Below are 22094 nucleotides of genomic sequence, written 5' to 3'. Positions count from 1 at the left end.
CGGGAATCGTAGACCGATCAAGCAGGCTTTCCGTTCACAGTGGTGCCGGGAAAAGTGATGTTCTGAGTGTTCGTGAGCTTGTTGCCGCCTTTGGCGATCGAGGTGAACTTCGAATTCGACACGACGACGCCGGTCACTTTGGACGCCGGTAGGCCATCGATCTCAACGGCGTACTCCTTTGAGCCCGCGACGGTGAGCCGTTCGAACGTCAGGTTGCGCACGACCGGGTTCACGACCGGGCCGGAGTTGCCGGAACCGCTGTAGTTCAACGTGATCAGGATCGCGGACTTGGTCAGCTTGTTCGCGGTGACGTCACGGAAGTGGACGTTCTCGATGACGCCGCCGCGGTACTTGCCGGTCTTGATGAAGACCGCGTACCACAACTGGTCCGAGGCGTTCGCCTGGTTGACGACGCAGTTGCGCACGTAGATGTTCCGCGCGCCGCCGGACGCCTCGCTGCCGATGCAGATCGCGCCGCGGTTGGAGAACACGAACTTGTTGTTTTCGATCACAATGTTCTGCGCGGGCATGTTCACGCGGCGCCCGTCGACGTCGCGGCCGGATTTGATCGCGATGCAGTCGTCGCCGGTGTTGAACGTCGAGTCCTTGATGTGCACGTCGGTGCAGCACTCCGGGTCCACGCCGTCGTTGTTGCCGCCTCCGCCGCGGCTGTTGATCGTGACGCCCTCGACGGTGATGTTGCGCGACTTCACCGGGTGCACGCTCCACATCGGCGGGCGCTCGATCGTGATGCCGCTGATCAGGATGTTCTCGCAGGACACGAACTGGATCAGGTTCGGTCGCAGCTTGTGGCCGTCGCCGAGCTTGCGCTGGGCGACCGGGGTGCCGTCCACACCCCACTTCTGCAGCTGCGTCCAGTCGGATCCGCCGCTGCCCCACGACTTCCAGGTCTGGCCCTGGCCGTCGAGCGTGCCGCCGCCCGTGACCGCGATGTTGGTGGCCTTGTTGGCGTACACGAACGCCTGGTGGTTCAGGCACTCGATGCCCTGCCACCTGGTCTCGACCACCGGCAGGTACTTCTGAGGGTCTGGGCTGAAGAGGAGCTTGGCGCCCTTGTCCACGAACAGGTTCACGTTGCTCAGCAAGGTGATGCCGCCGGTGAGGAACGTGCCGCCCTTGGCCACCACCCGGCCGCCGCCTGCCGCGTTCGCCGCCTCGACGGCCTTGCGGAACGCGGCGGTGTTGTCGGTCTTGCCGTCCGCCTTGCCGCCGTACGCGGTGACGTCGAAGTCGCGCGCCGGGAACGTCGGCGGCTTGATGCGGGCGAGGATCGCGTCGACGTCGTCCCACGGATCCGCGTGCGCTGTGCCGTGGACGAGCATCCCAGCCGCCACCAGTCCGGACGCCTTGAGGAAGGTACGCCGGGAACCAGCCATTTCCGCCTCCGCTGCACTCATGGGCTGCAAACGTTTTCAGCGGCGGCGCGAGGGCCAGCGTATACCGTCTTGGCGTGACTCCCAAGGATTCGTTCCTCGCCGCTGTCCGCGCCGGGTTGCAGGAGTTGGCGGATCCGGTGAAGGCGCCGGAGATGCAGGCGTACATGAAGTCGGACATGCCCTTCGCCGGCGTGCCCAAGCCGGGACGGGTGGCGCTGCTGAAGTCGTTGCCCCGGCTGCAGTCCCGCGACGAGTGGCTCGACGTCGTGCAGACGCTGTGGCGGGAGGCGACCTACCGCGAGGAGCGGTACGTCGCGCTGTCGTTGAGCGGAGATCGCCGTTTCCAGACCGTCGAGCTGATGCCGTGGTTCGATGAGATGATCGTGACCGGCGCCTGGTGGGACTTCGTGGACGAGATCGCGTCCCGCCTCATCGGGCCGTTGCTGCGGTCGTCGCCGGAGGTGATCCGGCCGCAGATGCTGAAGTGGTCGACCGATGAGGACAGGTGGCGGCGGCGCACGTCGATCATCTGCCAGCTCGGGGCCAAGGACGCCACCGACGTCGAGCTGCTGACCGCGTGCGTCGACGCCAACATCGACGACCGGGACTTCTTCCTGCGCAAGGGGATCGGGTGGGCGCTGCGGCAGTTCGCGAAGACCGAGCCGGGATGGGTGCGGTCGTTCGTCGAGGCGCGGCCAGGCCTGTCGCCGCTGTCACGGCGTGAGGCGCTGAAGCACCTCTAGCCCCTAGCCGTGCTTCGCGCGGCCCGAGTACGTGAGCGGGAAGACCAGCTCGGCGCACGCGGCCGGGACGTCCTTGGCGACCTCGACCTTCATCCCGACCTCGACCGCACCCCCGGCCGGGATCTCCACGACGTCCGTGAGCGGCACGACGGTCAGCACTCCAGCAGGGCACCCCTCGACGCGCTGCTGGGTGGCGTCGAGCGGCTGACCGGGGATCGCGGACAGGCTCTCGACGATGATGTCGACGGGGTTCGGGTTGGACAGCCGCACCTTGCGCTCACCCACGGCACCCGGTCGCAGTTCCACCGGTGCGCCCGAGATGTCGTTGATCTCGAACGGCTTGAGCTGCTGCATGTCCGACTCGCCGCTGCTCACGGAGTACGCCATGGCCGGCCGCTCCGGGTCTGGCCACGTCAGGTGCATGGCCGCCACGACGGCCGCTCCGACCATGAGAATCGTCAACGACACGGCGATCTCAAGGCGCGGACCCAGACTACGCATGGCGCAACTCTCCAGAGTTGTTGCTCCAGGCGGTGGGTTCGCCTCTAGCTCCCCACCGGACCGGCGACCAGACTCGCCCGGTGGTTCATCGCTTCGCCCCTCGGCCCAGCGGGCCGCGTCGACAATCTTGGAGAAGCTTCACGTACTGCGCAAGCGTCCGACGGGCGCCGATCTCCCCTTGTAATCAGGGACTTTTGGCACCTTGACAGCTACGCAGGGCTACCACCTGCTGGTTTGATTCCAAATCCCGATGTCGGGGATTCAACCGATCGAGCGAATTATCAGGAACAGATCTTTCCGGCCGTGCTCGACTCCACGGTCCAGGAGGTCCCCACGAAGGCTTCGACGCGGACGCTCACCGAACCGGAACCCGGCGCGGCGGTCTTCGTGTCGGACGTGGTGACATCAGGGCTCTTGCCTCCGTTGAACCACACGCGGTACTGGACCGGACCGCCTGCAGCTCGCCACTCTACCGTCCGCGCCGTGCACGTGATCGGTGCGGGCGAGGCGAGCAGCAGGGCCTTGGCGTTACCCGTGCCCGGCGCGGAGCTCTGCCAGGCCGCCTGGGCGGCCGGTGCCGCGACGAGGCACAGCACGGCCGCTCCGGCGATCGCGGCACGCATCACGCGCTCGCGATCGTGACGAGGACCGGGACGTCGATCGACGCGCCCTGGCAGGTGTTCGCCGCGTTGGAGCCCATCGTCACCGCGCCGGTCAGCGTGATGGCGACCGGACCGCTGTTCGCGGCCAGTGCCGTACCGGGTGAGCGCTGGCTGAACGTCACGCCGCACGTGGCGGGACCGTTCGGCGCGACGGTCGTGACGATCACCGGGTACGGGTTGGGGTTCGACACCGTGACGACCGCGTCGCCGGTGCCGCCGGGGTAGAGCAGACCGGTGGTGACGGCGCCGCCCGACACCACCGGAGCCTGTGCGGTGCCCGCCTTCGTGGTGGCGCTGCCGCTGCCGGAGCTCGTCCACGCCGCGTAGGCGACCCCCGAGCCCAGCGCGGTCGTCATCACCGCGAAGACGATGACGCCTCGGCGGACGTACCGCCGTCGGACGAGTTCCCTGAAGCTGATCATGGCTTGATGGCCGTTCCCGAGTAGGTGAGGGGGAAGGTGAGGTTGCGGCAGCCGTCCGGGGCGGAGGCCGTCATCCGGACGGTCAGCGGCACGTCGGTGTGGCTGTTCCTGGCGATGACGATCTGGGTGGCCGGCGGTGCGACGGTCACGGCGTTCGCCGGGCAGTTCGGGGAGGGCCGTCCGACCGCGGTGTCCAGCCGGGTCAGGAGGATGTCCTGGTTGCCGGGGTTGGTGACCCGGACCTTCCGGATCACCGTCCCACCGGGGACCAACCCCGTCGCGGTGCCGACGTCCGCGATCGTGAACGCCTTCGCCGGGCTCTCCGCCGCGCTGGACGCCGGTGCGAGCACCAGCAGCACGGCGAGCACGATCAGGGCGCGGCGCATCGATCAGCTCGCGGCGGAGACGAGCTGAGCGTTCAGCGGCACGGTGAACGTGATGCTCTTGCAGGCCTCGGCGGCGTCGGCGTTCATCTTGGCCTTGAGGGTGTACTGCTGGCTGCCGTGCGCGGCGACCACCGGCGTGAAGTCGGTACCGGTGGAGCTCGTGGTGACGGTGCCGGCCGCGCAGCCGCCGTTCACGCTGGACGAGCTGTCGGCGATCGAGGTGACCTTCACCGGGTAGCTGTTCGGGTTGTCGATGCTGACGACGACGTCGACCGTGACACCGGGGTACAGGCCCGAGCCGCTGACCGGGGTGATCGCCGAGTTGGCGCTCGTGGTGGAGGTGACCGTGCCGGTACCGGAGCCGGTGCTGGACCAGGCCGCGTAGGCGACACCTCCGCCGACCGCGACGACGGCGACTGCTGCGATGACTGCGGTGCGCTTGCGCATTTCGTTCTCCTGAGGTGATCCGTGGTGGGACGCCTCAAAGTTTGGAGAACCTTCAATCACTACACAGCGTGCACAAGACACGAGAAACGGGACCTGCCCGGCACTGTTGTCAAACCGCATCGATCGGTACTCGCGCCCACGCGGACGCCAGGTCAGGATGCTCATGACGCGGAAAAGGCCCGAGATTCCGAAGAATCCCGGGCCTCACCAAGTGTAACCGACTAAGCGCGGAGAGATGCACCCAAACGCTCGCCGGCGGCCTTGACGGCCACATCGCGAGCACTCGTCGCTTCTTCCACCGTCAGCGTGCGGTCCGGCGCGCGGAACCGCAAGGAGTACGCGAGCGACTTCTTGCCCTCGCCCACCTGCTCGCCCGTGTAGACGTCGAACAGGCGGATGTCCTCCAGCAGCTCACCCGCGGACGCGCCGAGCACCTCGGACACCGACTGCACCGGCACGGAGGCGTCCACGACGAGCGCGACGTCCAGCAGCACCGGCGGGTACGCCGACACCGTCGGGGCCGGGCGGTGGTCCTCCAGCGGCAGCGCGTCCAGGTCGAGCTCGAACGCCACGGTCCGCTTGGGCAGGCCCAGCGCCTCGACGACCTTCGGGTGCAGCTCACCGGCGTGGCCGACCGGCCAGTCGCCGACGCGCAGCTCCGCGCAGCGACCGGGGTGCCACGGCAGCAGGTCCGAGGCCACGACGCGCAGGGTCACCCCGTACGCCTCACCGGCGCGGCGGGCGGCCTCGACCGCGTCCGACCAGCCGGCGATGCGGCCCTTGCCCCACCAGCCCGCGAGCTCGCGATGTCCGGTGAGGACACCCGCGACGTGCAACGGCTGCTGCGGCAGCGCGGCCAGCATCGAGGCGACCTCGGCCTCGGTCGGCCGGCGGTCCACCCCGAGCGACGGCACCGGAACCTGTTGCGCGCGCGGCAAAGTCACCTGCGCGATGTTGTACAGCGCGACGTCCTTCGCACCGCGGGCCAGGTTGCGCTGCAACGTCTCCAGCAGACCGGGCAGCAGGGTCGTGGCGAGGACGTTCTTGTCCGCCTCCAACGGGTTCAGCACGCCGACGGTGTTGCGGCGGACGTCGTCCGCGGCGAGACCGAACGCGTCGAACACCGACGGGTCGATGAACGGGAACGGCTTCACCTCGACGAAACCGGCCTCGGCGAGCGTGCGCCACACCGTGCGGCGCCGGCGCTGCTGCTCGGTCAGACCACGACCGGCCGGGGCGGGCGGCAGCGTGGACGGGATCGTGTCGTAGCCCTCCAGCCGCAGCACCTCCTCGACCAGGTCGGCGGGCTGCACGAGGTCGGCGCGCCACGTCGGCGGCACGGCCGTGACGATCGTCTGGCCGTCGTCGGAGGTCGTGACGGAGACCTGGCAGCCGATCTGGCCGAGGCGGCGGGCCGTGACGCCCCGCGCGTAGCGGACGCCCGCGACCCGGTCCGGCAGGTCGATCGGCATCGACACCGGCTCGGGCAGCGCGGGCACGCCGACGTCGGTGCGGCCCGGCTTGATCTGGCCCTCGGCGTAGTGGTTGAGCAGCTTCGCCGCCCGCTCCAGCGCGACCGGGGCCAGCGCGGGGTCGACCGTGCGCTCGAAGCGCTTGGCGGCCTCGGACGGCAGCTTGTGCCGGCGGACCGTGCGCGCGATGGACGCCGGGTCCCAGTTCGCGGCCTCCAGCAGGATGTCCGAGGAGTCGTCCCGGACCTCCGTGGACGCGCCGCCCATGACACCGGCGAGCGAGATCACGCCGGAGTCGTCCGCGATCACGATGTCGTCGGGGTCGAGCGCGCGCACCGCGTCGTCCAGCGTCGTCAGCTTCTCGCCGGCGACGGCACGGCGGACGGTCAGCGCGCCGGACAGCGCCGCGGCGTCGAACGCGTGCAGCGGCTGGCCCAGTTCGAGCATCACGTAGTTCGTGACGTCGACCGGCAACGAGATCGAGCGCATGCCGGCGAGCATCAGGCGACGGCGCATCCACCACGGGGTGGGTGCGGTCGGGTCGACGCCGGTGACGCGGCGTGCGACGAACCGCGAGCAGCCGGTGCGGTCCTCGATGTGGACCGGCCACGCCTCGCCCTCGGGCTCGGGGATCTCGACGACACCGGGGTCGCCGAACGGCACGTCGAGCGCGCACGCGATCTCACGGGCCAGGCCGCGGACCGAGAACGCGTAGCCGCGGTCCGGGGTCGGCGCCAGCTCGATGACCGTGTCGCCCAGGCCCAGCAGCTCCAGCGCGTCGTCGCCGGGCTGCGCGGTGCCGGTGGGCAGCACGAGGATGCCGGAGTGGTCGTCGCCGATGCCGAGCTCGTCGGCGGCGCAGATCATGCCCTGCGACACGCGGCCGTACGTCTTGCGCTCGGCGATCGCGAAGCCGCCCGGCAGCACGGCGCCGGGCAGCGCGACGACGACCGAGTCGCCCTCGACGAAGTTCGTGGCGCCGCAGATGATGTGGTTGACCTGCTCGGGGCCGACCTCGACCTCGCAGTAGCGGATCGGCTTCTTGAACTCGGTGAGCTCCTCGATCGCGACGACGCGACCGGCGACGATCGGGCCGGTCACGGGACCGAGCGGGCTCACCTCCTCGACCTCGATGCCGATGCGGGTGAACGCCTCGGCGAGCTCGTCGGGCGTCGGGGTCTCGTCGAACTCCAGGTGTTCGACCAGCCAGCTGACCGGGACTCGCATCCGGCTCAGGCCTCCGTTCCGAAAGGCTGGGTGAAGCGGACGTCGCCCTCGACCATGTCGCGCATGTCGGGCAGGCCGTTGCGGAACTGCAGCGTCCGCTCCAGGCCCATGCCGAACGCGAAGCCGGAGTACACGTCCGGGTCGACGCCGCAGGCGCGCAACACGTTGGGGTTGACCATGCCGCAGCCGCCCCACTCGACCCAGCCGGCGCCGCCCTTCTTCTCCGGGAACCACACGTCGACCTCGGCCGACGGCTCGGTGAAGGGGAAGAAGCTCGGGCGCAGGCGGGTCTTCGAGTCCTCGCCGAACATGGCGCGGGCGAACGCGTCGAGCGTGCCCTTGAGGTGGCCCATGGTCAGGCCCTTGTCGACCGCGAGACCCTCGACCTGGTGGAACACCGGGGTGTGGGTCGCGTCGAGCTCGTCGGTGCGGAACGTGCGGCCGGGGCACACCACGTACACCGGCGGCTCGCGGTCGAGCAGCGTGCGCGCCTGCACCGGCGAGGTGTGGGTGCGCAGGACGAGCTCGGAGTCGGCGGGCGCGATGTAGAACGTGTCCTGCATCGAGCGGGCGGGGTGGTCCTTGCCGAAGTTCAACGCGTCGAAGTTGAACCACTCGGTCTCGAGCTCGGGGCCCTCGGCGATCTCGTAGCCCATGGCCACGAAGACGTCGCCGATGCGCTCGGCGAGGGTGGTGATCGGGTGGCGCGCGCCGCGGGGGAAGCGGTCCCACGGCAGCGTGACGTCGACGGTCTCCTCGCGCAGCACCCGCTCGTCGCGCTCGACCTGGAGCACCGCGTGGCGCTCGTCGAACGCGGTCCTGATCGCGGACTGCGCCTCGTTCACCCGCTTGCCCGCCTCGGCCTTCGCCTTGGGCGGCAGTGCACCGATCTCGCGGCGGGCCAGCAGCACGGGCGACCGGTCTCCGAGGTGACCCGGCTTGACCGCCGCCAGGGCCTCGAGGTCGGCAGCTCCGGCGAACGCCTCGCGCGCCTTCTGCACGGCCGCGTCGAGGTTCTCGGCCGACAGCGCCGCGACCTCCTTGGGGTCGTACGGGTCGTTGGCTCCGGACATGGTTTTCGGACAGCTCCCGTCGCGGACTTCGGTAATCAACAGGCTGATCCTAGTGGAGGCGGTCTTGACCACTCTGCGGCGTTGGCGTTAAAGAGCGGCAGCGGCCCCTGGTCCCTCCCTAGGATGGGCGGCATCATGTCGCACACCTTCCGCGTCGACCTGCGCGGCATCATCGACCTGCTCAGCCACCACCTGTACAGCAGTCCTCGCGTCTACGTGCGGGAACTGCTGCAGAACGCCGTCGACGCGATCACGGCACGGCGTGAGCTCGACCCGTCCTGCCCGGCCGAGGTGACGATCACCTGCGGCGCCGAGCTCCGGATCACCGACACCGGGGTGGGGCTCACCGAGAACGAGGTGCACGAGCTGCTGTCGACGCTCGGCCGCACGTCCAAGCGCGACGACCTGGGGTTCGCCAGGGAGGGCTTCCTGGGCCAGTTCGGCGTCGGCATGCTGTCGTGCTTCCTCGTCGCCTCGTCCGTGACGGTGATCACCCGGTCCGCGCGCGGTGGTCCGGGCGTGCGGTGGGAAGCCGATTCCTCCGGCAGCTACACGGTTTCCGCTTTGGACGGTGACGTGCCGGTCGGGACGACCGTGGTGCTCACCGCGTCGCACGGCAACGAGCACTGGCTGGAGGCGGACGTCGTGCGGCCGCTGGTGACCGACTACGGCGATCTGCTGCCCGCCACCGTGACGTTGGACGGCACAGTCGTGACGCGCGGTGAACGGCCGTGGGATGACGAGGACGCGGATCTTTCCGGGTACTGCGAGCAGATCTTCGGGTTCACGCCGTTCGAGGCGATCCCGATCGAGGTCGAGGCCGCCGGGCTGACCGGTGTCGCGTTCGTGCTGCCGTCCGGCGTGCATCCCGGGACGCGGCAGACGCACCGGGTGTACCTGAAGCGGATGCTGGTCGGCGACAACGTCGAGGGACTGCTGCCGGACTGGGCCTACTTCGTGCGGTGCGTGGTCGACGCGTCGGCGATCCGGCCGACGGCGTCGCGCGAGTCGCTGTACCAGGACGAGATGCTGCTCGCGGTGCGCGAGGAGCTGGGCGAGCAGATCCGCGACTGGCTGATCCGGCTGGACGCGATCGAGCCGCGCCGCGCCGGTGAGCTGCTCGCCGCGCACCACCTGGGGATCAAGTCGCTGGCGCGGTCCGACGACGAGATGCTGCGGCTGGTCGAGCGGTGGCTGCCGTTCGAGACCACCGACGGCGCGATTCCGCTGCGGCAGTTCCGGCGCAAGCACGGCGCGGTCCTCTACATCCCGGACGTCGACGAGTTCCACCAGCTCGCGCCGGTCGCGGCCGCGCAGGGGCTGGGCCTGGTGAACGCCGGGTACGCCTACGACCTGGAGCTGCTGAACCGGCTGAGCGCGCTGGACGGTCCGTCCGTCGCGCGCCGGGTCGCCCCGTCGGAGCTGCTCGCGGCCCTGGCCGATCCCGAGCCGGACGTCGAGACGGCGTTGCGGCTGCGGCTCGCCGAGGGCGCGGCGGCGCTGGACCGGCACGACTGCGACGCGGTGATCCGCGACTTCGACCCGGTCTCGCTGCCCGCGTTGCTGATCACCAACGCCGAGCAGCAGCGCAAGCTCGACACCGAGCAGACCGCCGAGGAGGTGACCGATCCGCTGTGGGCGGAGCTGCTGGGACAGCTCACCGCCGACACCGGCACGTCCCGCCCGGAACAGCTGGTGCTCAACTGCCGCAACCCGCTCGTGCAGCGGCTGGCGCGGCTGACCGACCCGGATCTGGTGGAGCTGACCCTGGAATCTCTGTACGTGCACGCCGTTCTGCAGGCTCGGCGGGCGATGCGACCGAAGGACACGGCGGCGCTGAACCGCTCGTTCCTGGAACTTCTGGACCGTGCTGTGGGGGGACGATGACCGACTTCACCGCCGAGGACGCCGAAAGAGCGTTCGTCGAGGCCTACAACATGCCGACGGGCATGCCGAAGCACGAGGCGCTGGAACGTGCCGCGCGCATGTCCGACGCGGTCGGACACCTGCCGCTGGGGGTGTCGTGCCGGATCGCGATGATCGACTCGGCCTACTACCTGTCGCGCTACGACCTGATGCTGGCGCCGTTCGCGTGGGCCCGCGCCGCCGAGGAGAAGGACCCCGAGGCGTTCAACGACTACGAGATCCACTCGCTGAACTGGTCGCACAAGTGGATCGCGACCGGCCTGCGCCGCGACCCGCGGTTCTCGCTGGACCAGCTGAAGGCGGTGATCGGGCAGCTCGCCGACCGCTACGGGCGGCTCGGGTTCTCGGTGCAGCCGGTGCACGGTGCGCGCGCCGAGTACGCCTACCACGTCGGTGACATGGCCGGGCTGGCCGAGCACCTCGGCAAGTACCTGGCCACCGAGTCCGGCCCGATGGCGGACTGCGACGCGTGCGTGGCCGAGGAACAGGTCTGGATGCTGGCGCGGCTCGGCCGGTTCTCCGAAGCCGCCGCGCACGGCTGGGAAGGCCTGTCCGGCAACACGAACTGCGCCACGCAGCCGCAGGGCATCCTCACCGCGCTGCTGTGGCCGTTGCTGGAGATCGGTGACGCCGAACGGGCGGCGCACGCGCACACGACCGCATACCGGTTGATCAAGGACGACGACATCACGTCGTACGTGCACGAGCACATCCGGTTCTGCGCGTTGACCGGCAACCTCTCCCGCGGCGAGGACATCCTGCGCCGGTCGCTGCACAAGATGACCGCCACGCAGCTGCCCGCCGACGAGATGTCGTTCGCCGAGTGCGCTTCCGTTCTGCTGCACCGGCTTCCGGCGGACACGGTGTTCGAGGTGCCGTCGGTGGGCTCGTTGACGGCCGCGGAGCTGCTCGATCGCCTTTCGGCGCGGGCGCTGGAGCTGGCCAAGGCGTTCGACGAGCGCAACGGGTCGCCGGCGTGGGTCGAGCGGGTGTCGAAGGCGTTGGCGCAGAAGGACTACTCCCCCGTCGAGCTGGCCGTGCCGTCGGCGCCGGCGCCGGTTGCGGCGCCCGCCGAGGAGTCCGTCGTGTCCGGCGACCCGGTGGAGATCGCCGAGACGATGGTGACGCTGTACGAGCAGGGCGACTTCGTGCGGGCGCGGCGGATGCTCGACTCGCTGCCCGCGGACATGGACTCCCTGCTGCCACCCGATCTCGCGGCGCACGCCGGTGTCCGGCGGATGACGACCGGGTTGGTGCCGTTCGACCCGGAGGCGTTCGAGGAGCTGCTCGGCGCGCTGCCGCACGACTACGCGCTGCGCTACCGGGCCAGGCTGGCGATCGGGCTGGAAGGCGGCCAGGAGCTCGCCGAACGGTGCCTGGCCGAGGCCGAGTCCGACTTCACGCGGTCGGTCGCGGCGCTGACCCTGGCCGAGCTGCTCGACGACGCGCACGACCACGACCGGGCCGGCGAGATGATCGCCCTGGCGTCCTCTTTGGACGTTCCGGAGCTGCGCGGCCGGGTCCTGGTCGAGGCGGCGGAACACCGTGCGCGTCAACAGGACCTCGAAGGCGCGCACGCGGACGTCGTGGCGGCCATGGCGGGCGAGCTACCGGTGAGCGCGCGGTTCGAGGGCTACCGGCTGCGGTTGCGGCTGGAGACCCTGCTGGGCCGCGTCCCAGAGGCGATGGCGACGGCACGCGAGTTCGTCGCGGCGTTCCCGCTCCCGGAGGCCGCCGAGGCGCGCTGGTACCAGGTGGCGTCCATCCAGGAGCTGGACCAGGAGGCGGCCTGCCTCGCGGACCTGCGCGAGGCCGTCGCGATCTCGCGCGTGCACCTCTCCCCCGGCCACACCGCGCACTTCTGCTTCGCGCTGAGCGGCGGGTACGTGCAGACCGACCGGTTCGTCGAGGCCGCCGAGGTGCTCGAGGAGTCGTTGCGGCTGCTGCAGGACGGTCAGGAGGACCTGCGGCTGCAGGTCGTGTTCCGGCTCGGGCAGGTGTGCCGCAAGCTCGGCGAGCTCCCGGCCGCCGAGCGGTACCTGCGCGAGGCTTCCGCCCTGCTGCCACCGGAAGAGGTGGGCAGACGGGCGTTCCTGCTGGACGCGCTGGCGTCGGTGCAGGGCCGCATGGACAAGCACGACGAGGCGACGGCGTCCTGGCGCGCGGCCGCCGCGTTGTGGCAGCAGGAGGGCAACATCTCCGAGGCGGTCGGGTCGCTGGTCGAACTGGCCTCCGCCCTGCCGGAGGACGAGATCGCGGAGACCCGCGCGGCGGTGGACGAGGCGGAGGCGCTGCTGCCGTCGCTGGACGACCCGCACGAGCTCACCCGGCGGCAGGCGGAGATCCTGGCGATCCGCGCCTGGGTGCACGGCCAGGCCGGCGAGTTCGCGCTGGCCGTGAAGCACTACCGGGACGCGGAGGCGCTGGTGGTGTCGCTGGGCGACGCGGGCTGGCGGGTGTTCATCGTGCTGCGGGGTGCGACCGTGCTGCTCGGGGCGGACGATCCCGAGGGCGCGGAGGCCGAGGCGCGGCGGGCGGCATCGCTGCTGCCCGACGACAACCTGGTCGGCAACGTGCTGTCGGTGCTCTCGGAGGCGTTGCGGCGCCAGAACAAGCCGTCCGGCACCGACCCGCTGGTCCGAGAGCTCACCGCCCGGTTGGACTGATCAGGACTTCAGGGCTTCGGCGGCCGCCTCCGCGATCGTGCGGCGGGGGCCGTCGTCGCCCAGGGTCAGCACGTGTTCGAGCGCCTTCTCGTAGGCGACGTCGAACGCTTCCTCCTCGGGCACCGCGAGGTGCGGGACCACGCCGACGGCTTCCCAGTTCGTGCCCGAGATCGGGTTGATCGAGCGGCCGTTGGGGATCGACGACTTGAGGTGCGGGCCGACCCGGTAGCGGTCGCCGGGGTGGGCGCCGCCCCTGGTGGTCTCGCCGATCAGGGTGGCGCGCTCGTTCTGCTGGAGGTTGTAGCTCAGCTCCTCCGCACCGGAGAACGTGCGGCTGCTGGTGAGGACGTAGATCGGCTTCTTGCCGCCGAACTTCGGGCCCGGCACGTGCGGCAACGTCCAGAACTGCACGGTGATGTCGTCCGGGCGGTTGTAGATGTCGTTGAGGTGCACGGGCTCGTCGAACAGGTAGCTGCAGATCAACGCCACGGTGTGGGGGTCGCCGCCCCGGTTGTTGCGCACGTCGATGATCAGCGCGTCGGTGTGGGCGATCAGGTTCATGGCCGCGGTGTAGGCGGGCGTGGCGATCTCGGCGCCGTGCAGCAGGCGGAGGTCGAGCAGGCCGACGTTGCCCTTGAGGCGTTCGACCTTGGCGATGCCGAACGCGTCGAGCTCGGCTTCCTCCTGGTAGGCCACCGGGTCCCAGGCCGAGGCCTGACCGGTCTCCGGGACCTCGTCGTGGCTGTACAGCAGGCGGAGGTGCTTGTCTCCGTTGACGCTCTGGAGGTCGGTGGTGACCAGCGCGGCGAACGCCTCGTCGGCCACGTCCGAGTAAGCACCCTCGGCCAGCCGGGTGCGCAAGATCTTGGCGATGTCGTCGGCGATGTCAGGAAAAACGTAGTAGGAAGCGAGCTGGGAGCACAGGAGTTCGATCTCGGGTTCGCGCACCGGCACACGATACGAGACGCGCCGCGAACCGCGAGGGGATTTTCGGCGTGACCAGGACGTGCATCCCGACTGGCAGTTCGACCACATCGATCCGTTGCTGGCCAACCCGTTGAACGACGTGCTGGCCGGCCTGCGCGCGCAATGTCCCGTCGTGCACTCCACGAAGCACGGCGGGTTCACGGCGGCGCTGACCTACGACACGATCAAGCAGATTCTGGGCGACCACGGCACTTACAGCTCGACGGACGGCATCGCCATCCCGCGGCTCACCATGACCGGGAAGCCGCCGATCGACTTCGACCCACCGCTGCACACGATGTACCGCAAGATCCTCCAGCGGCACTTCACCCGCACGGCCGTGGCGCAGTACGACGACACGTTGCGCACGTTGGTGCGGCACCGGATCAAGGAGCTGTTGGCGCAGGGGTCTGCCGATCTGGTGCCGGCGCTCGCGCACTACCTGCCGCCGGCCGCGATCGCGTTGATCCTCGGCATGCCACCGGAGGACGGCTCGTTGTTCCTCGGGTGGGTGGACCGGCTGTTCCTCGCGGCCCGCACCGGCGAGCGGGAGGACGGCGACCTGGCGTTGCGGGAGTTCCGCGAGTACATCGCCGATCAGCTCGAACGGCAGCGCGCGGCGGGCGCGGACACCGTGGCGCTGGCCATCGCGGACGGGATCGTGGACGGGCGGCCGCTGTCGGCGGAGGAGCAGATCGGGATGTTCGTGTTCCTGATCATCGCCGGGCACGAGACGACCGTGCACGGGCTCAGCGCGATGCTCTACTTCCTGGCGACCGTGGACGGCTTGCGCTCACGGGTTCTCGAGGAGCCTTCGCTGATCCCGCGGATGGTCGACGAGTGCCTGCGGATCGAGTCGCCGGTCGTGGGCATCGCGCGGACCTCTGTGCCCGACGGGCGGCGGGTGCTGGCGGTGCTCAACGCGGCCAACCACGATCCGGCGGTGTTCGAGCGGCCCGCCGAGTTCGACTGCGCGCGCGAACGGAACCCGCACCTGGCGTTCGGGTACGGCGTGCACCGGTGCGTGGGCGAGCATCTCGCGTTGCTGGAGATGCGGATCGTCGCAGAGGAGGTGCTCAGCCTGATGCCGGACTACCGGCTCGCGCCCGGCTTCCGTCCACAGTGGAGCGGAGGGAAGATGACCCGTGGCATCGAGTCACTTCCCGTTCAGCTGCGCTGATCCCGCGCCGAGGCGTACAGGCAGACCGCGGCGGCCGTCGCGAGGTTGAGGCTCTCGGCGGCCCCGTACAACGGCACCTTCAGCGAGGTGTCCAGGGATGCCACCACGTCGTCGGGCAGGCCGTGGGCCTCGCTGCCGAACACCCACGCGGTGGGCTGCGTCAGCTCGCCCCTGACCGACGCCTCGACGAGGTCGTCCTTCGCGTAGCCGTCGGCGGCGACGAGCCGCAGACCGGCGGTGCGGCAGGCGGCGAAAACCTCTGCGGCGTCACGGGAACGCGCGATCGGCAGGTGGAAGAGCGAGCCGGTGGAGGCGCGCACGCACTTGCCGTTGTGCGGGTCGACCGTGTCACCCGCGAAGATCACCGCGTCCGCGCCGGCCGCGTCGGCCACGCGCGTGACGGTGCCCGCGTTGCCGGGGTCCGAGACGCCGTACAGCACGGCGACGAGACGCGGGGTGCCCCGCAACGCGGCGTCCAGCGGTTGCGGGACGGCGTCGCAGACCGCGACGAGGCCTTGGGGCGTCACGGTTTCCGACAGCGAGGCGGCTGCCTTGTCGGTGACGTCGCTGATCCGGATGCCCTCGTCCGAGGCCGCCTGGAGCAGCTCGGGGTTGCGTTCCGCGGCCGTCGCCGTGACGAAGAGCTCGTGGACCTGGCCGCCCCGCCAGGCAAGCGCCTCGCGCACGGCCTGGGCTCCCTCGACGAGGAAGCGGCCTGCCTTGTCACGGCCCTGGCGGCGGGTCAGGTGGCGAGCGGCAACGACCCGAGGCGTCCGTTCGGTGAACGGAGCTGCCTCGGGTCGCCTCGCTCGATGAGCGCTGTCGCGAGCTTGCTGGCTCAGGCCTGGTCCCCGGCCGGAGCGTTCACGTCGGCCGGGAGCGCCTTGCGGGCGATCTCGACGAGGGCCGTGAAGGCGGTGGCGTCGGTGACGGCGAGGTCCGCGAGGATCTTGCGGTCGACCTCGACGCCGCCCAGGCGCAGACCCTGGATGAGACGGTTGTAGGTCATGCCGTTCGCGCGGGCAGCGGCGTTGATCCGCTGGATCCACAGCTTGCGGAAGTCGCCCTTGCGCGCACGGCGGTCGCGGTACGCGTAGTTGAGCGAGTGGAGCACCTGCTCCTTGGCCTTGCGGTACAGCCTCGAGCGCTGACCGCGGTAACCGCTGGCCAGCTCAAGGGTGGTACGGCGCTTCTTCTGGGCGTTCACAGCCCGCTTGACGCGTGCCACGGGTCCATCCTGTCGATCTCATGGGGAACGGAGTCGGGGTCCGTTCCCGAATTAGCTAGGGGATGTCGAAGCGGGTCAGAGACCGAGCAGCTTCTTGATGCGCGGCGCGTCGTTCTCCGACACGACCGCGGTGCCGCTCATGCGACGCGTCACCTTGCTGGACTTCTTCTCCAGGATGTGGCGCTTGCCGGCCTTCTCCCGGAGGATCTTGCCGCTGCCGGTGACCTTGAACCGCTTCGAGGTCCCGCTGTGCGTCTTGTTCTTCGGCATTTCCGTCTCCGTCTCGTGCTACCCACCGGGTCGGGGGCGGCCATGCGTCCTTATTCGGCGGCTTCGGCGGCGTCGTCGGCCTCGACGACGTCGTCCTGCTCCTGCTTGACCGGACGCGCCTTGATGTTCTTGTGCGGCGCCAACACCATGATCATGTTGCGGCCGTCCTGCTTGGGGTTGGACTCGACGAAGCCCAGCTCCGCGACGTCCTCCGCCAGCTTCTGCAACAACCGGTAACCGAGCTCGGGGCGCGACTGCTCGCGACCGCGGAACATGATGGTCACCTTGACCTTGTTCCCGTGCGAGAGGAAGCGGGCCACGTGGCCCTTCTTCGTCTGGTAGTCGTGCGGGTCGATCTTCGGCCGGAGCTTCTGCTCCTTGATGACGGTCAGCTGCTGGTTGCGGCGAGATTCACGAGCCTTCTGAGCGGTCTCGTACTTGAACTTGCCGTAGTCCATGAGCTTGCAGACCGGAGGTCGAGCCTGCGCGGCGACCTCGACGAGGTCCAGATCCGCTTCCTGCGCGAGTCGGAGTGCGTCCTCGATGCGAACGATCCCGACCTGCTCGCCGTTCGGTCCGACCAGACGGACCTCGGGCACGCGGATGCGGTCGTTGATGCGCGGCTCGGTGCTCGCGGGAGCACCTCGGTTCGAGGGACTTGTCATTCACGTCCTTTGCGACTCGTTTGCGCCAAAAACAAGAGCCCCGTCGTCGATGACGACAGGGCCCGCTTCCGACCGATCGCAAACCTGAACACCTGGGCACCCGTGTGCCCTGTTGCCAGGAGGACCGGACCCGGCCACCTCTTGAGGCGGTGAACGCGGGTGGGAGCGGGGCTCCACTTGCCGCTCTCGCATCAACGAGAGCTGGTCGCGTCGGAAATAGTAGCAGACGCCGTTGTCAACCCCCGAATCGCGGGCCTGTGACGTCGGCTTGCTTGAATGGTGCCCGTGACCGAGCCTCTCGAAGACAGCATCCGCGACCTGGGCGATGTCCCGAGCATCGAGGTGATCAGCCGGGCGGCCGTGATGCTGCTGTCCGCCTCCGCCGAACGCCTCGGCCTCGCCGACCCGGACCCGGACAGCTCCCCGCGCCGCGACCTGGACGAGGCCCGCCGCCTGATCACCGCCCTGGCCGGTCTGGTCACCGCCTCGTCGGAGTACCTCGGCCCGCACGCCGCGCCGCTCAAGGACGGCCTGCAGTCCGTGCAGCGCGCGTTCCGCGAGGCCTCGGTCGTGCCGGACGAGCCGGGTCAGGGGCCTGGCGAGAAGTACACCGGTCCCGTTTACTGAGCCGCTCTCGCCGAGCCGCTCGGACGACGACGGGCTCCGGCGGCTCGGCCATGGCCTGGGGCACCGCGCTGGGCGCTCTCGCAGGTCGGCTCCGGCGACGACCGGCTCCCACGGCTCGGCCCTGACCTGGCACACCGCGCTGGCCCGTGCTCACTGAGCCGCTCTCACCGAGCCGCACTCACTGGTCCGCCCGCACGACGACCGGCTCCCACGGCTCGGCCCTGACCTGGAACACCGCGCTGGCCCGCTGCCCGGTCGCCGCCCGGAAGGTGATGGCCGAACCGTTGTAGAGCGGTCCGACGTCCAGGTGCTCGGCCGGGGGCTCGTTGTGCTGGGACAGGCCCAGCACCCGGCTGCCCGGCACCACCGACACCGTGAGCTGCTCGATGACCGCGGGCCCGCCGAAGTAGCTCAGCCGGAACTCGTCGGGCGCGCCGGGCGTGATGGCGAACGTCGGCATGCCTCTCCTCATGCGTTCCGCGGCGACGGTCTCCGTCAGCTCGTTGACCTGCTGGGTCGCCTGCTGGGCGGTGAACTGCGCCTCGTCCGCGAGCATCCGGGACGCCTCCGCCGCCTCCTGGGCCAGCGCGGCCGCCTTCCTGGACTCCTCCAGCGCCTTCTTGGACTCGTCCAGCGCCGTCCTGGCCTGCAACGCGCTCGTCGCGGCCTGCTCGACGGCCCTGCGCGCGGCCTGCGCCTCCTCCTGGGCCTGCCTCGCGGCCTCCTGGGCGTTCTGCGCGGCGTCCTGCGCGTGCTTCGCCTCCTTCGCCTGCCACAGCGAGACGGCCACGGCGCACATCGCGACGACGGCGGCGATCACCGCGAGCGCGATCATGCCCGCACCCCCAGTGCCGCGAGCTGCCTCTTGGCCAGCTCGTCGATGACGTCGGTGTCCCCGGTCCGCCAGCCGACCGCGGGATCGCCGGGGAACTTCGCGAGCTCTCTCGGCTTCAGGCCGGTAAGCGCTCTCAACGCGAGCAGGTCGGGCTTGTCGCGGAGCTTCGCCGTGGTGCCGGCCCGCAACGCGTACCGCAGCCGCAGCGGCAGCCAGGTGATCAGCAGGAACAGCACGGGAATCGCGATGAGGGCCACGGCGAGCCAGAACGCGGTGTCCTGCACCACCCCGATCTGGGTGTTGCCGACCCCGATGAGCGTCTCGCCCGCCTTGGTGCCGTTGCCCAGCGCCCCCGCCAGGTCGTTGCCCACGAACGGCACGCCCTTGGCCTTGCTCGCGGCGTTGGTGAAGGCGTCGCGGATGTCGCCGCCCGCGTTGACCAGGCCGTCGCCGGGCGCTCTCAGTTCGAGCACCCAGTCGTGGGCGGTGGTGGCCACCCAGATCCAGACCGCCACCCACGCCACGGCGAGGAGATCGGCGATCAGCTGACGCGTGAGCCTGCCCGGTCTGTCCGCGTACCACTTCATACGCGGGATGTTGCCATGCGAAGCATCTGCCGCCGAGTGACCGGGTCACTACGCCGTGGTGATGAGCCGGGCCCAGTGCTCACCCGGCTGCCGCTCGATCCAGCCGCCATACAGCAACGACCAGCGCCGGTTCGGTTCGCCCCAGAACTCGTTGACCCTGCGCAGCGCCTCCTCGCGGGACAGGCCCCGGCGTTGCAGCGCCGAAGCGGTGTCGGCCATGACCGTCTCCTGCTCACCGGTGGACGCGTACAGGAAGTCGGTCTCCTCGATGCTCAGCAGCATCAACGGCCGCTCGTCGTCCTCGAACCCGGTCAGATCCGGCGCAACCGCCCACAAAGAGACGCTCGTGGTGACCGGAACGACGTCGTCGTACGGCTCGGAGATGGCGAACAGCGCGGTGGCAGGCCGGTCAGCGGCGCACAGGCATGCGCGCGCGTACGCCATCGAGATGGCGAACAGGTCGGTCAGCTCGTCCTGGCGGGGGATCTCCAGGCTGGTGATCTCCCCCTTCGCCGCCGTGTCGGCCAGGGAGGCCGGCAGGAGCGCGTCGCCGGGCCTGATCGCGTGCAGCGCCGCCCGCATGCGGACGTTGGCCTTCTCCGATATCAACCGCGGCCTCCAACCGGCGATGGCGTGCCTCCGCGGTGGAGACACGCCATCAAGCAAACACCCGTCAGTCGACGACGGCCAGCGCGTCGATCTCCACCAGCAGACCCGCCGGCAGTCCGACGTAGACGGTCGTGCGGGCGGGCGCGGGCTCGGTCACGAACTCGCCGTAGACCTCGTTCAGCTCCGCGAAGTGCGCGGTGTCGGTGAGGTAGACGCGGATCATCACCACGTCGTCGATGGACGCGCCACCGGCGGCCAGCACGGCGTTGAGGTTCGCGAACGTCTGGCGCGTCTGCTCGGCGACGGTCGTGCCGACGATCTCGCCCGACTTCGGGTCGAACGCGACCTGACCGGCCACCTGCAGGATGTTGCCCTTGCGCACACCCTGCGAGAACTTCGCCACCGGCTGCGGCGCGTCGGCGGTCTTGATCTCAACCTTGGACAACGGACTTCCCCTTATCTCGGAACGTAACCGCACTCGACGGAGGCAGCTTCTGCAGTGGCCAGCAGGTCTGGTAGGTGGGACAGGAGCCCGTCGAAGTCGAGCAGCACCTTGGGCACCGACATCGACACGGCGGCGAGCACCTCGCCCCGCGCACCCCTGATCGGGGCGGCGATGCAGTGGATGAAGTCCTCGTGCTCGGCGTTGTCGATCGCGTACCCGTTGGCGCGCACGCGTTCGAGCTCCGCGAGGTACGCCGCCGGGCCGGTGATGGTGTTCGCGGTCAGCCGCGGGAACTCCATCGTGGACAGCACCTTCTGCAGCGCGGCGGCGGGCAGGTCGGCCAGCAGGATCTTCGCCACCGCCGTGCAGTGCAACGGTGCGCGACGGCCGATTCGGGAGTACATCCGCATCTGATGTCTCGACTCGTACTTGTCGATGTAGATCACCTCACCGTCCTCGTAGGACGCGAGGTGGACGGTGTGACCCAGCCGGGAGTTGAGGTCGCGCAACGCGGACTCGGCCGCGCGCCGGACGTCGCGTTCCTCCAGAGCGCGGTTGGCGAGGTCGAACAACGCCGTGCCCAGACGGTAGTGGTGCACGCCGTCGCGCTGCACGAACCGGTGCGACTCCAGCGTGCGCAACAACCGCAGCGTCGTCGACTTGTGCACGCCGATCACGCCGGACAGCTCGTCCAGCGTCTTCGGGCCCGTCGCGAGCTGGCTCACCAGCGTGAGCGCGCGGTCGAGGCTCTGGCTCATCTACACCTCCAGGCGGGCGGACGCCCAGGTCTGCGGATCGGCGTGCAGCAGCGGATCCGTCACGTCGTCCGGCAAAGGATCTCCGACGTCCTCCGCGGTGAGCAACGCGGTGGCCGCCTGCAGGTGCCCGGCCCGCAGCCGCACCGACGGGGTCTGCCCCGCGAGCGTCGCCGCGAGGAACCCGGCGGCGAACGCGTCACCGGCCCCGACCGGTTCCACGACCTCGACCTTCAGCGCCGGTTCGAAGTGCGACGACCCGCCTTCCAGCAGCGTCGCGCCCTCCGCGCCCTGCTTCACCACCAGCGCCGCCGGGCCGGGCAGCAGCGTCCGCAGCCGGGCGGGATCACCGGTCCCCCACACCAGTTCGGCCTCGTCGGAGCCCGCGAGCACGATGTCGGCGAGGTCCGCGAGCTCGCGCAGCACGCGCGGGTCGCGGTCGGCCCACAGCGCGGGCCGCCAGTTCAGGTCGAACGAGATCCGGAACCCGTGGCGCGGCCGCCGCAGCAGCTCGCGCAGCATCGCGAGGCACGAGTCGGACAGGGCGGCGGTGATCCCGCTGAGGTGCACCAGCCGCACGTCGCCGAGACCGAGCCGGTCGATCATCTCCAGGCCCATGCCGGACGCCGCCGAACCACGCCGGTAGTAGCGCACCGGGCTGCCGTGCGGCGAGGCCTCCTTGACGTAGAGGCCGGTCGGGCGGGTCGAGTCGACCCGCACCCGCGAGATGTCGACGCCGAAGCCACCGACCGCGTCGAGCACCGCGAGCCCGAACGAGTCGTCACCGACCGCGCTGACCCACGACGACCGCACGCCGAGGCGTGTCAGGTGGATGGCGACGTTGGACTCGGCGCCCCCGACGGCGCGGTGCCACGTGCGCACCAGATGCACGGGACCGGGCTCAGCCGGAACCATCATCACCATGGTCTCGCCGAGACACACGACACCGCCGACGTGTTCGAACCGCATGCGTGCTCCAGAGGTGTTCGTTGACGGCGGCGCACC

Annotated in this window: 24 protein-coding genes; 5 read left to right on the top strand and 19 right to left on the bottom strand. The window is 70.0% G+C overall.

Going from position 1 to position 22094, the window contains the following annotated elements; all coding sequences use genetic code 11:
- Positions 1-17 precede the first annotated feature (17 nt).
- Positions 18-1397, bottom strand: coding sequence for a glycosyl hydrolase family 28 protein (locus ACWEIJ_RS19690; RefSeq protein ID WP_449838595.1), 1380 nt, complete (start codon positions 1395-1397; stop codon positions 18-20).
- Positions 1398-1471: 74 nt separating this feature from the next.
- Between ACWEIJ_RS19690 and ACWEIJ_RS19685 the strand changes: the two genes are divergently transcribed.
- Entirely contained in the window at positions 1472-2140 is a 669-nt protein-coding gene (locus ACWEIJ_RS19685; protein ID WP_449838594.1) for a DNA alkylation repair protein, read from the top strand.
- 3 nt (positions 2141-2143) lie between these two features.
- On the opposite strand, the gene ACWEIJ_RS19680 is transcribed toward ACWEIJ_RS19685, so the two are convergent.
- The 7 genes from ACWEIJ_RS19680 to pheS form a co-directional block, all read right to left on the bottom strand.
- Positions 2144-2641 carry a hypothetical protein gene (locus ACWEIJ_RS19680; protein WP_355436554.1) on the bottom strand — a complete coding sequence of 166 codons (498 nt, stop codon included), beginning with the start codon at positions 2639-2641 and terminating at the stop codon, positions 2144-2146.
- A 281-nt stretch (positions 2642-2922) separates the two neighbouring features.
- Positions 2923-3264, bottom strand: a complete 342-nt coding sequence (locus tag ACWEIJ_RS19675; protein WP_449838593.1) for a hypothetical protein — start codon at positions 3262-3264, stop codon at positions 2923-2925.
- Entirely contained in the window at positions 3264-3725 is a 462-nt protein-coding gene (locus tag ACWEIJ_RS19670) for a hypothetical protein (RefSeq protein WP_449838592.1), read from the bottom strand. Before ACWEIJ_RS19670 ends, ACWEIJ_RS19675 begins: the two co-directional genes overlap by 1 nt.
- Positions 3722-4111 (bottom strand): hypothetical protein, encoded by a 390-nt coding sequence (locus ACWEIJ_RS19665; RefSeq protein WP_449838591.1) that lies wholly within the window; start codon positions 4109-4111, stop codon positions 3722-3724. The genes ACWEIJ_RS19670 and ACWEIJ_RS19665 overlap by 4 nt, the downstream gene beginning before the upstream one ends.
- 3 nt (positions 4112-4114) lie before the next feature.
- Complete coding sequence (locus tag ACWEIJ_RS19660) at positions 4115-4558, bottom strand: hypothetical protein (RefSeq protein WP_449838590.1); 444 nt, start codon at positions 4556-4558, stop codon at positions 4115-4117.
- Positions 4559-4779: 221 nt separating this feature from the next.
- Positions 4780-7257 carry a phenylalanine--tRNA ligase subunit beta gene (gene pheT, locus ACWEIJ_RS19655; RefSeq protein WP_449838589.1) on the bottom strand — a complete coding sequence of 826 codons (2478 nt, stop codon included), beginning with the start codon at positions 7255-7257 and terminating at the stop codon, positions 4780-4782.
- 5 nt (positions 7258-7262) lie between these two features.
- Positions 7263-8330, bottom strand: a complete 1068-nt coding sequence (gene pheS, locus ACWEIJ_RS19650; RefSeq protein ID WP_355436536.1) for a phenylalanine--tRNA ligase subunit alpha — start codon at positions 8328-8330, stop codon at positions 7263-7265.
- Between the two features lie 135 nt (positions 8331-8465).
- On the opposite strand from pheS, the gene ACWEIJ_RS19645 reads away from it, so the two are divergent.
- The gene (locus ACWEIJ_RS19645) at positions 8466-10217 is read left to right on the top strand and encodes an HSP90 family protein (protein WP_449838588.1); all 1752 of its coding nucleotides are present in this window, start codon (positions 8466-8468) and stop codon (positions 10215-10217) included.
- On the top strand, positions 10214-12922 hold the full coding sequence (locus ACWEIJ_RS19640; RefSeq protein WP_449838587.1) for a hypothetical protein: 2709 nt from the start codon (positions 10214-10216) through the stop codon (positions 12920-12922). Before ACWEIJ_RS19645 ends, ACWEIJ_RS19640 begins: the two co-directional genes overlap by 4 nt.
- Here the strand turns inward: ACWEIJ_RS19640 and ACWEIJ_RS19635 are convergent, their stop codons facing one another.
- Complete coding sequence (locus tag ACWEIJ_RS19635) at positions 12923-13870, bottom strand: S41 family peptidase (protein ID WP_449838586.1); 948 nt, start codon at positions 13868-13870, stop codon at positions 12923-12925.
- A gap of 58 nt (positions 13871-13928) precedes the next feature.
- On the opposite strand from ACWEIJ_RS19635, the gene ACWEIJ_RS19630 reads away from it, so the two are divergent.
- On the top strand, positions 13929-15068 hold the full coding sequence (locus tag ACWEIJ_RS19630; protein WP_449838585.1) for a cytochrome P450: 1140 nt from the start codon (positions 13929-13931) through the stop codon (positions 15066-15068).
- On the opposite strand, the gene ACWEIJ_RS19625 is transcribed toward ACWEIJ_RS19630, so the two are convergent.
- The 4 genes from ACWEIJ_RS19625 to infC form a co-directional block, all read right to left on the bottom strand.
- The gene (locus ACWEIJ_RS19625; protein ID WP_449838629.1) at positions 15056-15910 is read right to left on the bottom strand and encodes a TrmH family RNA methyltransferase; all 855 of its coding nucleotides are present in this window, start codon (positions 15908-15910) and stop codon (positions 15056-15058) included. The two genes, ACWEIJ_RS19630 and ACWEIJ_RS19625, sit on opposite strands and share 13 nt — an antisense overlap.
- The gene (gene rplT, locus ACWEIJ_RS19620; RefSeq protein ID WP_112272480.1) at positions 15907-16296 is read right to left on the bottom strand and encodes a 50S ribosomal protein L20; all 390 of its coding nucleotides are present in this window, start codon (positions 16294-16296) and stop codon (positions 15907-15909) included. Before rplT ends, ACWEIJ_RS19625 begins: the two co-directional genes overlap by 4 nt.
- Positions 16297-16371: 75 nt before the next feature.
- Complete coding sequence (gene rpmI, locus ACWEIJ_RS19615; protein WP_086663968.1) at positions 16372-16566, bottom strand: 50S ribosomal protein L35; 195 nt, start codon at positions 16564-16566, stop codon at positions 16372-16374.
- 50 nt (positions 16567-16616) lie between these two features.
- The gene (gene infC, locus ACWEIJ_RS19610) at positions 16617-17231 is read right to left on the bottom strand and encodes a translation initiation factor IF-3 (RefSeq protein WP_355436521.1); all 615 of its coding nucleotides are present in this window, start codon (positions 17229-17231) and stop codon (positions 16617-16619) included.
- A 276-nt stretch (positions 17232-17507) separates the two neighbouring features.
- Between infC and ACWEIJ_RS19605 the strand changes: the two genes are divergently transcribed.
- Positions 17508-17858: a DUF1844 domain-containing protein gene (locus tag ACWEIJ_RS19605; protein ID WP_449838584.1), complete on the top strand. Its 351-nt coding sequence runs from the start codon at positions 17508-17510 to the stop codon at positions 17856-17858.
- Between the two features lie 178 nt (positions 17859-18036).
- Here ACWEIJ_RS19605 and ACWEIJ_RS19600 read toward each other — a convergent pair whose 3' ends face one another.
- The 6 genes from ACWEIJ_RS19600 to ACWEIJ_RS19575 are packed head-to-tail and all read right to left on the bottom strand — an operon-like array spanning position 18037 to position 22058.
- Positions 18037-18693, bottom strand: coding sequence for a hypothetical protein (locus tag ACWEIJ_RS19600; protein ID WP_449838583.1), 657 nt, complete (start codon positions 18691-18693; stop codon positions 18037-18039).
- Entirely contained in the window at positions 18690-19280 is a 591-nt protein-coding gene (locus ACWEIJ_RS19595; RefSeq protein WP_449838582.1) for a hypothetical protein, read from the bottom strand. Before ACWEIJ_RS19595 ends, ACWEIJ_RS19600 begins: the two co-directional genes overlap by 4 nt.
- A 48-nt stretch (positions 19281-19328) precedes the next feature.
- Positions 19329-19934 (bottom strand): hypothetical protein, encoded by a 606-nt coding sequence (locus tag ACWEIJ_RS19590; RefSeq protein WP_449838581.1) that lies wholly within the window; start codon positions 19932-19934, stop codon positions 19329-19331.
- A 19-nt stretch (positions 19935-19953) separates the two neighbouring features.
- On the bottom strand, positions 19954-20334 hold the full coding sequence (locus ACWEIJ_RS19585) for a RidA family protein (RefSeq protein WP_109640914.1): 381 nt from the start codon (positions 20332-20334) through the stop codon (positions 19954-19956).
- 11 nt (positions 20335-20345) lie between these two features.
- Positions 20346-21092: an IclR family transcriptional regulator gene (locus ACWEIJ_RS19580; protein WP_449838580.1), complete on the bottom strand. Its 747-nt coding sequence runs from the start codon at positions 21090-21092 to the stop codon at positions 20346-20348.
- Positions 21093-22058, bottom strand: a complete 966-nt coding sequence (locus tag ACWEIJ_RS19575) for a sugar kinase (protein WP_449838579.1) — start codon at positions 22056-22058, stop codon at positions 21093-21095.
- Positions 22059-22094 lie beyond the last annotated feature (36 nt).

This window comes from Lentzea sp. NPDC004789 (assembly GCF_053601075.1).
This window is presented reverse-complemented; position numbering and strand designations above follow the sequence as displayed.